Annotated in this window: 9 protein-coding genes; 6 read left to right on the forward strand and 3 right to left on the reverse strand. The window is 72.8% G+C overall.

Annotated features, from left to right (window positions below; genetic code table 11):
- Nucleotides 1-29 precede the first annotated feature (29 nt).
- Nucleotides 30-1898: a molecular chaperone DnaK gene (gene dnaK, locus ACLQ26_RS24825; RefSeq protein WP_363681042.1), complete on the reverse strand. Its 1869-nt coding sequence runs from the start codon at nucleotides 1896-1898 to the stop codon at nucleotides 30-32.
- Between the two features lie 220 nt (nucleotides 1899-2118).
- Between dnaK and ACLQ26_RS24830 the strand changes: the two genes are divergently transcribed.
- The 3 genes from ACLQ26_RS24830 to ACLQ26_RS24840 are packed head-to-tail and all read left to right on the forward strand — an operon-like array spanning nucleotide 2119 to nucleotide 6904.
- Complete coding sequence (locus ACLQ26_RS24830) at nucleotides 2119-3960, forward strand: ABC transporter (RefSeq protein WP_425746721.1); 1842 nt, start codon at nucleotides 2119-2121, stop codon at nucleotides 3958-3960.
- Nucleotides 3957-5642: a GTPase gene (locus tag ACLQ26_RS24835; protein WP_425746722.1), complete on the forward strand. Its 1686-nt coding sequence runs from the start codon at nucleotides 3957-3959 to the stop codon at nucleotides 5640-5642. Before ACLQ26_RS24830 ends, ACLQ26_RS24835 begins: the two co-directional genes overlap by 4 nt.
- A gap of 38 nt (nucleotides 5643-5680) precedes the next feature.
- Nucleotides 5681-6904, forward strand: coding sequence for a hypothetical protein (locus ACLQ26_RS24840; RefSeq protein ID WP_425746723.1), 1224 nt, complete (start codon nucleotides 5681-5683; stop codon nucleotides 6902-6904).
- A 73-nt stretch (nucleotides 6905-6977) separates the two neighbouring features.
- Here the strand turns inward: ACLQ26_RS24840 and ACLQ26_RS24845 are convergent, their stop codons facing one another.
- Together ACLQ26_RS24845 and ACLQ26_RS24850 are read right to left on the reverse strand one after the other, a co-directional pair.
- Entirely contained in the window at nucleotides 6978-7601 is a 624-nt protein-coding gene (locus ACLQ26_RS24845) for a phosphatase PAP2 family protein (RefSeq protein WP_425746724.1), read from the reverse strand.
- A 188-nt stretch (nucleotides 7602-7789) separates the two neighbouring features.
- A complete protein-coding gene (locus ACLQ26_RS24850) occupies nucleotides 7790-8626 on the reverse strand; it encodes a hypothetical protein (protein WP_425746725.1) in 837 nt (278 codons plus the stop codon).
- Between the two features lie 521 nt (nucleotides 8627-9147).
- Between ACLQ26_RS24850 and pdhA the strand changes: the two genes are divergently transcribed.
- Genes pdhA through ACLQ26_RS24865 form a run of 3 tightly spaced genes read left to right on the forward strand, consistent with a single transcriptional unit; the run spans nucleotide 9148 to nucleotide 12766 of the window.
- Nucleotides 9148-10323, forward strand: a complete 1176-nt coding sequence (gene pdhA / locus ACLQ26_RS24855; RefSeq protein WP_425746726.1) for a pyruvate dehydrogenase (acetyl-transferring) E1 component subunit alpha — start codon at nucleotides 9148-9150, stop codon at nucleotides 10321-10323.
- On the forward strand, nucleotides 10323-11312 hold the full coding sequence (locus ACLQ26_RS24860) for an alpha-ketoacid dehydrogenase subunit beta (protein WP_363681029.1): 990 nt from the start codon (nucleotides 10323-10325) through the stop codon (nucleotides 11310-11312). Before pdhA ends, ACLQ26_RS24860 begins: the two co-directional genes overlap by 1 nt.
- Nucleotides 11309-12766, forward strand: coding sequence for a dihydrolipoamide acetyltransferase family protein (locus ACLQ26_RS24865; protein ID WP_425746727.1), 1458 nt, complete (start codon nucleotides 11309-11311; stop codon nucleotides 12764-12766). Before ACLQ26_RS24860 ends, ACLQ26_RS24865 begins: the two co-directional genes overlap by 4 nt.
- Nucleotides 12767-12830: the final 64 nt, after the last annotated feature.

The following is a 12830-nucleotide window of genomic DNA, read 5'->3' on the forward strand; positions in this document are numbered from 1 at the left end:
CGCCGTGGTTACGTGTCGGAGGCCGATTGTCACTTCTTGCCGTCCTCGTCCACGATCTCCGCGTCGACCACGTCGTCGGCGCCACCTGCCGTGCCGGCCTGCGGACCGGTCGCACCTGTCGCACCCGGGCCGGCCTCGCCGCCCGGCTGCTGGCCCTGCTCGGCCTGCTGGGAGTAGAGCAGCGAACCGGCCTGCTGGGAGACCTGCGCCAGCTTCTCGTGCGCGGTCTTGATCTTCTCGATGTCCTGACCGCCCAGGGCGCCGCGCAGCTCACCGAGCGCCTCGTTGAGCTGCTCCCGGTTCTCGCTGGGCAGCTTGTCGCCGCTCTCGGCGAGGAACTTCTCGGTCTGCCACTGGAGCGCCTCGGCCACGTTGCGGGTCTCGGCGTCGTCGCGGCGGCGCTTGTCCTCCTCCGCGTGCTCCTCGGCGTCCCGGCGCATCCGCTCGATGTCGTCCTTCGGCAGCGAGGAGCCGCCGGTGATCGTCATCTTCTGTTCCTTGCCGGTGCCCAGGTCCTTGGCGTGCACGTTGACGATGCCGTTGGCGTCGATGTCGAAGGCGACCTCGATCTGCGGCACGCCGCGCGGCGCCGGGGGGAGGCCGGTCAGCTCGAAGGTGCCGAGCTTCTTGTTGTACGCCGCGATCTCCCGCTCACCCTGGAACACCTGGATCAGCACCGACGGCTGGTTGTCGTCCGCCGTGGTGAAGACCTCGGAGCGCTTGGTCGGGATGGTGGTGTTGCGCTCGATGAGCTTGGTGAAGATGCCGCCCTTGGTCTCGATGCCCAGGCTCAGCGGGGTCACGTCGAGCAGCAGGACGTCCTTGACCTCACCCTTGAGCACACCGGCCTGCAGGGCGGCGCCGACGGCGACGACCTCGTCCGGGTTGACGCCCTTGTTGGGGTCGCGACCGGTGAGCTGCTTGACCAGGTCGGTCACGGCGGGCATCCGGGTCGAACCGCCGACGAGGATGACGTGCTCGACGTCGGAGATCTTGATCCCGGCGTCCTTCACGGCCTGCTCGAACGGGCCCTTGCAGCGGTCCAGCAGGTCCTGCGTCATCCGCTGGAACTCGGCGCGGCTGAGCGTCACGTCGAGGTGCAGCGGGCCGGCCGCGCCGGCGGTGATGTACGGCAGGTTGATGTTGGTGGTGGTGGCGGCGGACAGCTCGATCTTGGCCTTCTCGGCGGCCTCACGGAGGCGCTGGAGGGCCATCTTGTCCTGGCCGAGGTCGATGCCGTGCTCGCCACGGAACGTCTTGACCAGGTGGTCGATGATCCGCTGGTCCCAGTCGTCGCCACCGAGGTGGTTGTCACCGCTCGTCGACTTGACCTCGATGACGCCCTCGGCCAGCTCCAGCAGCGACACGTCGAAGGTGCCGCCGCCGAGGTCGAAGACCAGGACGGTCTGCTCCTTGGAGCCCTTGTCCAGCCCGTACGCCAGGGCGGCCGCGGTCGGCTCGTTGACGATCCGCAGCACGTTGAAGCCGGCGATCTCACCGGCCTCCTTGGTGGCCTGGCGCTGGCTGTCGTTGAAGTAGGCCGGGACGGTGATCACCGCGTCGGTGATCTGCTCGCCCAGGTACGCCTCGGCGTCCCGCTTGAGCTTCATCAGCGTCCGGGCCGAGATCTCCTGCGGCGTGTACTTCTTGCCGTCGATGTCGACGGACCAGTTCGTGCCGACCTCGCGCTTGACCGAACGGATCGTCCGGTCCGGGTTGGTCACCGCCTGGCGCTTCGCGACCTCACCGACGAGCACCTCGCCGTTGCGGGCGAACGCGACGATCGACGGGGTCGTCCGCGAGCCCTCAGCGTTGGCGATGACGGTGGGCTCACCGCCCTCGAGAACGCTGACGCAGGAGTTCGTCGTGCCGAGGTCGATACCGACCGCACGTGCCATCTTCGCTTCCTCGCTTCGTAAGGTTGTGCAGGTGACGGGCGTCGCCCGTGGGCTGCTGGCGGGCACCGCCCGCAGCGGACCCCACCACAAGTTGAGTGAACTTGACTCAATAGTGCCACGCGCTGGCGAATCGTCAAGTCGAGTTGAGCCGACCCGACGCAACCTAGCCGTTATTACCGTCCGGTTGTCTTCCCTTGCATCGGTCGGGCACGCTTTAGCGGTGACGACGTACGGCGATTCCGCCACCCGTTCCGGCGCGCCCGCCGTCGCAGCCCGCACCGGCCCGCCGGACGCCGCGGAGGAGCCGCCCGCCACCACCGGGGACGACAGCCTCCCCGGCGCGCTGTCGGGCCTCCGGGCCGCGATCGGCGCCACCCGCTATCCGCTCGCCCTGCCCTCCGCCGCCTCCGCCCGGCACACCGCCAGCGCCCTCACCGACCAGCTCGACGACTACCTGCTGCCCCGCCTCGCCCGACTGGACGCCCCACTGCTCGTGGTGGTCGGCGGTTCCACCGGCGCGGGCAAGTCGACCCTGGTCAACAGCCTGGTCAAGGCCCGGGTCAGCGCCGCCGGCGTACTGCGTCCCACCACCCGATCCCCGGTGCTGGTCTGCAACCCGGCCGACGCGTCCTGGTTCCGGCAGGGCGACCTGCTGCCCGGCCTCACCCGCACCACCGAGCCGAGCGACGACCCACGTTCCCTGCACCTGGTCACCGCCCCCGCCCTGCCGCCGGGTCTGGCCTTCCTCGACGCGCCGGACATCGACTCCGTCGTCGACGCCAACCGCGCGCTCGCGAGCCAACTGCTCGCCGCCGCCGACCTGTGGCTCTTCGTCACCACCGCCGCCCGGTACGCCGACGCGGTGCCGTGGGAGCTGCTGCGCAGCGCGCGGGCCCGGGGCGCCGTGATCGCCATGGTGCTCGACCGGGTACCCGCCGAGGCGAGCGACGAGATCGCCGCGCACCTGGCCGAGATGCTCGCCGCACAGGATCTGCGCCGAGCGCCGCTGTTCGTCCTCCCGGAGACCTGGGTCGACGGTCAGGGGCTGCTGCCCGAGGGCGTCACCGCGCCGCTTGCCGACTGGTTCGCCCGGCTGGCCGCCGACGCCGACGCCCGCGCCGCAGTGGTCCGGCAGACCCTGGACGGCGCGCTGGCCGCCCTGCACCCCGCCGTCGAGGAGCTTGCCGACGCCGCCGACGAGCAGGTCACCGCCGCCGACGGGCTGGACGAACGGGTCCGGGCGGCATACCGGGGTGCCGAGTCGACCGTCGAGCAGGGCCTGCAGGACGGTCGACTGCTCCGCGGTGAGGTGCTGGCTCGCTGGCAGGAGTTCGTCGGCACCGGCGAGTTCTTCCGCACGCTGGAGGCCCGCATCGGGCGACTCCGCGACCGGGTGGTGGCCGCCGTCACCGGCCGGCCCGCACCCGCCGCCGAGCTGCGCAACGCCATCGAGTCGCAGCTCATCACCCTGCTGCGAGGTGTCGCGTCCGAGGCCGCCGAATCCGCGTACACCGGGTGGAAGGCACACCCGGCGGGAGCGGACCTGCTCGAGCCGGGGCTCGCCTACCCCAGCGACGACCTGCCCGAACGCGCCGAACGGATGGTCCGCGACTGGCAACGCGGCGTGCTGGAGCTGGTCCGGGTCGAGGGCGGCGACAAGCGGTTCGTGGCCCGCACGGCCGCGTACGCGGTGAACGCCACCGGGCTCGCCGTGATGATCGCCGTGTTCGCCTCGACAGCGTTCATCCCCACCGGGCTGGAGCTGGCCACCGGTGCCGGCACGACTGTCGCCGCGCAGGCCGTCCTCCAGGCGATCTTCGGTGACCAGGCGGTGCGTACCCTCGCCGCCAAGGCCCGGGTCGATCTGGTGGCGCGGGTCCGGACGCTGCTGGACGCGGAGGCCGACCGCTTCCTTGCCCGCACCGCCGAGGCCCGGCCCGCCGAGGCGGCCGGCGACGCGCTGCGGCGGGCGGCCGGCCGGGTCGAGCTGGCCCGGCACCGCAGCGGCCTGGCCACCGGCGACGGCACACTGCGGGTCGGCGACGAGGAGGGTTCGCGGTGACAAACATCGCCGGCCGGGTACGCGAGGCGTTCCGCGGGGATCAGCGTGTCGACCCCGACGCGTTGATCGCCCGCCTGGACGCCGTACGCAGGTTCCTGACCGCCGTCGACGGCCTGCTGCCGGACGCCGAGCTGGTGCCCGCGCACACCCTTGTCGAGCGGGCCGGCACCCGGCTCGCGCTGTCCCGTGACCACACAGTGGTGGCCCTCGCCGGCGCCACCGGCAGTGGCAAGTCCAGCCTGTTCAACGCGCTGGCCCAGCTGGAACTCTCCCCGGTCGGGGTCCGCCGGCCGACCACAGGCGTGACACACGCGTGCGTGTGGGGGCCCTTGGAGGGTGCCAACCGGCTGCTCGACTGGACCGGGGTGCTGCCCCGGCACCGCTTCGTGCGGGAGAGCGCCCTCGACGGGGACGACGAGACGGCGCTGCACGGGCTGATCCTGCTCGACCTGCCCGACTTCGACTCGGTGCAGCGGTCCCACCGGCTGGAGGTGGACCGGCTGCTCGGCCTGGTCGACCAGGTGGTCTGGGTGGTCGACCCGCAGAAGTACGCCGACCGGGTCATCCACGACAGCTACCTGCGCGAGTTCCACAGGCACCGCGACGTCACAGTGGTCGTGCTCAACCAGGCCGACCGGCTGTCGCCGAACGAGCTGCCCCGCGTCCTGGACGACCTGCGCCGCCTGCTCGACTCCGACGGGCTGACCGGCGTGCCACTGCTCGCCACCACCGCCATCGACCCGGCCGGGATGGTCGGGCTACGCGCCGCGCTGGAGCGTACGGTCGCCGAACGGCAGGCCGCCCTGCGTCGGCTGGCCGGCGACGCCGACTCGGTAGTCGCCGGGCTCGACGAACTGGTCGGCTCGGCCCGACCGGCGGGCGGCCCGGACGACACGGCAGTCGACGCGCTGAACCGGGCACTGGCCGGCACGGCAGGTGTGCCCGCGGTGACCGAGGCGGTGGAGAAGGCGTACCGGCATCGGGCCGGCGCGGCCACCGGCTGGCCCGTGGTGCGGGGTTGGCGTCGGTTCCGACCCGACCCGCTGCGCCGGCTGCACCTGCCCGGCCCGTCCGGCGACAAGGCCGACCCGGCGGAGAGCCTGGTCGCGGCGACCTCGGTGCCCGACCCGACCGCCGCCCAGCGCTCGGCGCTCGGTCTGGCGATCCGCGCGGTGGCCGACCGGGCCGCCGCCGACCTGCCCGCCGCCTGGCCGGCGGCGGTCACCTCCGCCGCCCGGTCCCGCCTGGGCGACCTACCGGACGCGCTGGACGCGACGATCGCCGGCACGGACCTCGGCCTGGGCCGGCGGCCGCTCTGGTGGCGGATCGTCGGCGGTGTGCAGTGGCTTGTCACCCTGGCCGCCGTGGTCGGGTTGGGCTGGCTGGTGCTCGGCTACGCGCTGCGGGCGCTCGGCCTGCCCGCGCTGGACAACCCGATGGTCGGCCAGGTGCCGCTGCCCACAGTGCTGCTGCTCGGCGGCCTGCTGGCCGGGCTGCTGGTGGCGGCGCTGACCCGCCCGGTGGTGCGCTGGGCCGCCCGCCGGGCCCGCAGCCGCGCCGAGCTGCGGCTGACGGCCCAGGTCGCCCGCGTCGGCGAGGAGTACGTGCTCGCCCCGGTGCGGATCGTGCTGGCCTCCTACGCGCAGGCACGCGACGCGCTGCGGGAAGCCGCCCGCCGCTGACGCCTCTGCGTACGCCCCGACCGGCGTAGGGTCGAAGCATGGCCACGCCTCAGACCCCTTACGACGCGGTGCTGCACGCCGCACGCGACGTGACCAAGCTGGAGTCCGCCCTGGACGCCGAGATGCTCGGCAGCGCGCTGCTGGGCAGTGTCTACGCGATCGCGGAAACCGACCGCGACACCGCAGTGCGGGAGTTCGTCACCGGGTTCCTCGCCGCCACGGCCCGCCGTCGGATCGCGGCGGCCACCACCATCCGGCAGGTCTTCGCCACGCTCGTCCCGACCGCCGAGGGCGCCGAGCGGGTGCGTCCGGGCAGCCAGGCGCCCACCTGGTCCGGTCAGCTCGGCCGGGTGCACCTCACCGGCAGCTGGGCGTACGGCGACGTGTACGGCGACCAGACCTCCTACCTCGCCACCTTCGCGTACGACGACGCGGCCGGTGGCCCGGAGCACGCGCTGGTGGCCCTCATCGACCACAACATCGGGATCACCAAGGACATCTTCGTCGGCGGGCCGGCGGAGCGGATCCTGGACCAGGTCCGGCAGATGTGCGCCGACGACGAGCTGACCTGGTTCCGCACCGAGGATCCGTCCCGGCTGCGCGGCGAGGTGGCCCGTCACCTCTCGGTCACCGACGACCTGACCGAGCTCCCCGACGAGGGTTCGCTCGCCACCGACCGCGCGCTTGTCGGCGCGCGGTTGGCGCTGCTGCCCACGGCCGCCGATCCGACCGGTCCGGCGGAGGTCGAGCCGCTGTCCGCCGCCGAGCGCACCGACCTGGTCCGGCGGTTCCTGGCGGCGCCGGAGGCCGCGCGGTTCGGGCTCGACAGCGTCGACGGCCCGGAACTCGCCTCGCTGCACTTCTGCCTGAGCCTGCTGCTTGACCACTCGGCCTCCTTCCCGGACGCCGACCCGATGCGGTGGAGCCCGGCGGTGTCCGGGCTCTTCCTGCTCGACTGGGTGCACCGTCGTGCCGTGCTGGACATGGACGACGCGGCGATGCTGCCCCGGGTGCTGCGCGCCTGGGCCCGGTACGCGTCACGGCAGCGCGGGCTGCCCGAGGCGGCCGCGACACGCACCGACGAGGCGATCGAGGAGATGGTGCCGGAGTTCGCCCGGCTCTACTCGACAGGCGAGCGGCGCAGCCCGGCCACGGCCGCTGTCGCGCAGTTGATGGCCGACGGTGTGGACCCGGACGACCCGGCCGCGCTGGACGCCTGGATCGAGGCGAACCGGCACCGCCTCGCCGACGACGGCGCCTGACGACCGCCGGGCGGGCGGCCCACGCCGCCCGCCCGGAGACAGTCGCCCGGGGCAGTTCGCCCGGCGGCGTCGCTCAGCGCAGCAGACCGAAGACGACCGCGGCGATCAGCGCGCCGAGCACACCGCCGGCGAGCACCTGCGACACGGTGTGGTCCCGCAGGCGTACGCGGGACCAGCCGACCACACCCAACAGCGGCGCGGCCACGAGGAACCCACGCCCGAAGGTCAGCGCCAGGATGATCAGGGTGCCGGCGGAGACCGCCGAGTGGATCGACATCTTCCACCAGTGGCTCACCGAGACGGCCACCACCAGGCCGACCAGCCCCGCCACCGCCAGCGCCAGCAACGGCCGGGGGGCGCCGAGGACGACGAGCAGGGCGAGCCCGGCGGCGACCGAGCCGAGACCGACCAGCAGCGGCACCCGGCGCTGCTCCCGAAGGCCGATGTGGTGGTCGGTGAACCGACCGCGGCGGACCCCGCCGACGATGTAGGCGAACGGGATGCCGGTGACGAAGAGCGTCGCGAGCAGACCCCAGAGCAGGCCGCGACCACTGCCCCGGGTGCTGTGCCAGCTCACGGCGATCATCAGCAGCGACACCAGCACCGCCGGGGCGGTCAGCTCGGTGACCAGTCGGGCGACCCGCAGCCCCGGACCGGGCCGGGCGGCGACCGGGCGGGGTTCCGCACCGCCGCCCACGCCACCCCCTCCGGTACGCGCCTACCGCCGACCGGCGACGCCTGCTCGTCACCGTACCGTCGGGGAGAGGGTGGGATGCGTGGGTCCGGCCGGCGGACCGGCTCGGCCTACGCCGGCGGTTGCGGCGGACCGCGGCGATCAAGAAGTCCGCGTCACCGCGACCGCGATTCCTGACGCAAATCTCTTGATCATCGAAGGTTCACACCCGCGTCCCGGCGCGCCGACGCATTGCGCGAGGCGGGCGGGGCCGAAGCACTACGCGAGTGCGACGCCGCCGCTGACGGCGCGGTGGTGGGTTCGGGCGGGCTGGCCGACGGGCCCGGGGTGATCGACGGGCCCGGGTCGGGCGACGGCGGGATCGTGCTGGCGGGTGCGGAGAGGGTGCTGGTGGGGACGGCCGTGGCGGACGACGAACCGGTCGCGCTGGGTGTGGTCGGGTCGGCCGGCGTCGGGCTCGGCGTGGGCGTTTCGGTCGGGTCGGGGTCCGGTGACCCGGTCGGCGCCGGCGAGTGCGACGGGCTGGACGGCGGCGGGGGCGCGGCCGGCGGGGCGCTGCGGGTGGGTCGCGGCGCGGGCGGCGCGGACTCCTCCCGGCGGGTGGGCACCCGGTCGTCGCCTGTCGGGCCGGACCACGACTCGTCCGGGAGACGCCAGGGAGCGGCGGGGACCCAGTCGGCGGTCGCGGTCGGGCCGGCGCTGGGTGTGCCCGGTGACGGCAGGGTGAGCGGCGGCGGCTGACTGGTCACCGGCATGGGGATGACCACCGGCCCGACCGACGGGGTCGGGATGAACGGGGTGCTGGTGTCCGGTAGCGCGCTGCTGCCCGGTGTGGCCGAGCCGGCGCTGACCGCAGCGAGGACGGGCATCGACGCGGTGCCGGCCAGCAGGGCGACGGTGAGCAGGTAACCCCGGGCGGGGCCACCCGCGCCCGGTGCCCGGTGCGACCCGATCACCCGGCGGTAGTCGCCCGGAGACCGGTGGCGGCCGAGAGCGGGTGTGCCGGGACCGTCACCTGGCTCGTCCACCGCACACCCCTTGTCGTCGCTGTTGGAGCACGCACGGGGCGTCCACCGGCGAGATTCCGGCCAATCACCCGATCGGTACGTTCCTGCGGCAATCAGCCTCGCCCAGTTACCCTGCGTCAGCCAACATCCACCGCGTGTCGACACGCGGCACTGACCGAACGGTGACGAATCAGCACCGGATCGACCGGTGGACGCGTGGCGCAACGATGGCGACAAAGGCCCCCAAACCGTGGGCGGTCGGAATGCGGGGCGGGCGTACTGTGGGCGCGCTCACCTGCTCTGCGAATATGGAGCACGACGGCAACGCAGCCGTGACCTCCGCGCACCCTCGCGGCAGGCGCGGCCCGGCGCCGGCGCTCCCCGATCCGGGTTCGGCCAGAACCCGGCTCACGCCGTGCGGCAACCCCCACCGGGGCTAGGCGCGGCCGCCAGGAACCGGTCCGGCAGCAGCCGGGCAGGCGCACGAGTTGCGTGGCCGGGTGACCCCCCGGTGCCGACGCAGACACGACAGGGAGAGACCGATGGCAAAGGGCGACCCCGGGGGCACCACCCGCGGCAGGCGGGCTGCACCCCGCTCCAAAAAGGGCGCAGCCGGTAACCAGGAGCTGGTGCAGCTCCTCACCCCCGACGGTGAACGGATCGACAGCGCCACCGGGCCGGACGGCACCGAGTACCGCGTCGACTTCACCGATGAGGAGTACCGCGGGCTCTACCGCGATCTGGTTCTGGTCCGCAAGCTGGACGCCGAGGCGACCGCGCTGCAGCGCCAGGGCGAGCTGGGCCTCTGGGCCAGCCTCCTCGGCCAGGAGGCCGCGCAGGTCGGCTCCGGGCGTGCGCTGCGGACGCAGGACATGGCTTTCCCGACCTACCGGGAGCACGGCGTCCTCTACTGCCGGGGCATCGACCCGATCATGCCGCTCGGCCTGTTCCGCGGTGTCGACCAGGGCGGCTGGGACCCGAACGAGTTCAAGTTCAACATGTACACGATCGTCATCGGCGCGCAGACCCTGCACGCGACCGGGTACGCCATGGGCATCACCATGGACGGCAAGGTCGGCACCGACGACGGCGAGGCCGCGATCGCCTACTTCGGCGACGGCGCCACCAGCCAGGGCGACGTGAACGAGGCGTTCGTCTGGGCCAGCGTGTTCAACGCGCCGCTCGTCTTCTTCTGCCAGAACAACCAGTACGCGATCTCCGAGCCGCTGGAGCGGCAGACCCGCGTCCCGCTCTACCAGCGGGCCGCCGGCTTCGGTTTCCCAGGCGTACGCGTGGACGGCAATGACGTGCTGGCGTCGTACGCGGTCACTCGCACGGCGCTGGACAACGCGCGGCACGGGCAGGGCCCCAGCCTGATCGAGGCGTACACCTACCGGATGGGCGCGCACACCACCTCCGACGACCCGACCCGTTACCGGATCGCCAGCGAGGTCGAGTCGTGGCAGGCCAAGGACCCGATCGCCAGGGTCAAGGCATTCCTGGAGAAGCAGCAGATCGCCGACGCGGCCTTCTTCGCCGAGGTCGACGAGCAGGCCCGCCGCGAGTCGGTGCACCTGCGCGAGCGGGTCCTCAGCATGCCCAACCCCGAGCCGGTGACGATGTTCGACAACGTCTACCCCAACGGGTCGCCACTGCTCGACGAGCAGCGCGCGCAGTTCAACCGCTACATGGAGTCGTTCGAGGGGAGCGCCCACTGATGGCCACGGAGACGCTCACCCTCGGCAAGGCCCTCAACACCGGTCTGCGCCGCGCCCTGGAGACCGACCCCAAGGTCATCATCATGGGCGAGGACGTCGGCAAGCTCGGCGGCGTCTTCCGGATCACCGACGGGCTCCAGAAGGACTTCGGCGACCAGCGGGTGATCGACACCCCGCTGGCCGAGTCCGGCATCATCGGCACCGCCGTCGGCCTGGCCATCCGTGGCTACCGGCCGGTCTGCGAGATCCAGTTCGACGGCTTCGTCTACCCCGCGTACGACCAGATCGTGTCGCAGGTGGCGAAGATGCACTACCGCTCGGGCGGCCGGCTCAGCATCCCCATGGTCATCCGGATCCCGTTCGGTGGCGGCATCGGCGCTGTCGAGCACCACTCCGAGTCGCCGGAGGCGTACTTCGCCCACACCGCCGGCCTGAAGGTGGTGACCTGCTCCAACCCGCAGGACGCGTACGTGATGATCCAGCAGGCCATCGCCTCGGACGACCCGATCGTCTTCCTGGAGCCCAAGCGGCGCTACTGGGAGAAGGGCCAGGTCGACCTGGACGCGCCGCTGTCCGACGCGTACCCCCTGCACTCCGCGCGGGTCGTGCGGCCCGGCACCGACGTGACGGTGCTGGCGTACGGGCCGATGGTGCGGACCTGCCTGGACGCCGCGACGGCTGCCGCCGAGGACGGCCGGGAGTTGGAGGTCATCGACCTGCGCTCGCTGTCCCCGCTGGACCTCGCCGCCGCCTACGAGTCGGTGAAGCGCACCGGCCGCGCGGTGGTGGTGCACGAGGCGCCTTCCAACATCGGCCTCGGGGCCGAGCTGGCCGCCCGGATCACCGAGGAGTGCTTCTACTCCCTGGAGTCGCCCGTGCTGCGGGTGACGGGCTTCGACACCCCCTACCCGGCCGCCCGGGTGGAGGAGGAGTACCTGCCGGACCTCGACCGGGTGCTCGACGCCGTCGACCGCACCTTCGGCTGGTGAGCGACATGTCCCGGATCAAGACGTTCAACCTGCCCGACCTGGGCGAAGGGCTGACCGAGGGCGAGATCCTGGCCTGGCTGGTCAAGGTCGGTGACACCATCGAGCTGAACCAGCCGATCGTCGAGGTCGAGACGGCCAAGGCGGCGGTGGAGATCCCGGCGAAGTGGGCCGGGCAGGTGCAGGCGATCCACCACCCGGAGGGCACCACTGTCGAGGTCGGTACGCCGATCATCGCGATCGACACCGACCCCGGTGCCGGCCCGCTGGACACCGCCCCGTCGACCACGGCCACGCCCACAGGCGACCTGCCCACCCCGTCGGCGGCCTCGCTGGCAGCCGTTGAGGTGGCCCCGGCCGAGGGCATGATCGAGCCGGGTCTGATCGGTGGTGTCGCCCCGGGCGGGCGGACGGCGGTGCTGGTCGGCTACGGCCCGCGTACCACCGCCGCGAAGCGCCGGCCCCGCAAGGGTGCCGTCCCGGCGCAGGCCGAGGCGCTTGTCGCGCCGGCACCTGTCGCGCCGGAGCCGGTCCGGAACGGGCACGGCGGTCCGGCGACGGGCGGCCTCGTGCTGGCCAAGCCGCCGGTGCGCAAGCTCGCCAAGGACCTCGGCGTCGATCTGAGCGCGCTTACCGGGTCGGGGCCGCTGGGCTCGATCACCCGGGAGGACGTACAGCAGGCCGCGAGCGGGGCTGTGGTGGCGGCCGAGCCGGTCGCGGCCACCTCGACCGCGACGAGCGCCGCGAGCTTCGGCGCCGACCGTGAGCAGCGCATCCCGGTCAAGGGTGTCCGCAAGCTCACCGCCGAGAACATGTCCCGCTCGGCGTTCACGGCCCCGCACGTGACGGAGTTCCTGACCGTCGACGTGACCCGGGCGATGAAGGCGCTGGAGCGCCTGCGCAGCCGGCGGGAGTGGCGTGACGTCCGGGTGTCGCCGTTGCTGCTGGTGGCGAAGGCGGTGCTGCTGGCGGTCAAGCGTCACCCGATGGTCAACTCGACCTGGGCCGGCGACGAGATCGTGGTGAAGGAGTACGTCAACCTCGGCATCGCGGCGGCCACCGAGCGCGGCCTGATCGTGCCGAACGTGAAGGACGCCGGCCGGCTCTCGCTGCGGGAGTTGGCCGACGCGCTGAACGCCCTGGTGCAGACGGCGAAGTCCGGCCGCACCTCACCCGCGGACATGTCCGGCGGCACCCTGACCATCACCAACGTCGGGGTGTTCGGGGTGGACACCGGCACGCCGATCCTGCCGCCGGGCGAGTCGGCGATCCTGGCCTTCGGCGCGGTGCGGGAGATGCCGTGGGTGCACAAGGGCAAGGTCAAGGCGCGGCAGGTCACCACGCTGGGGCTGAGCTTCGACCACCGCATTATCGACGGTGAGCTGGGCTCGAAGTTCCTGCGCGACATCGGCGACTTCCTCGCCGACCCCGAGGCGGCACTGCTCGCCTGGACCTGACGGTTGGAGACGCCAGCCACGGCCGGTGTGCCACGGGTTAACGCCCGGCACACCGGCCGTGTCC

The sequence above is a fragment of the Micromonospora sp. DT43 genome (genome assembly GCF_049841645.1).
GTDB lineage: Bacteria > Actinomycetota > Actinomycetes > Mycobacteriales > Micromonosporaceae > Micromonospora.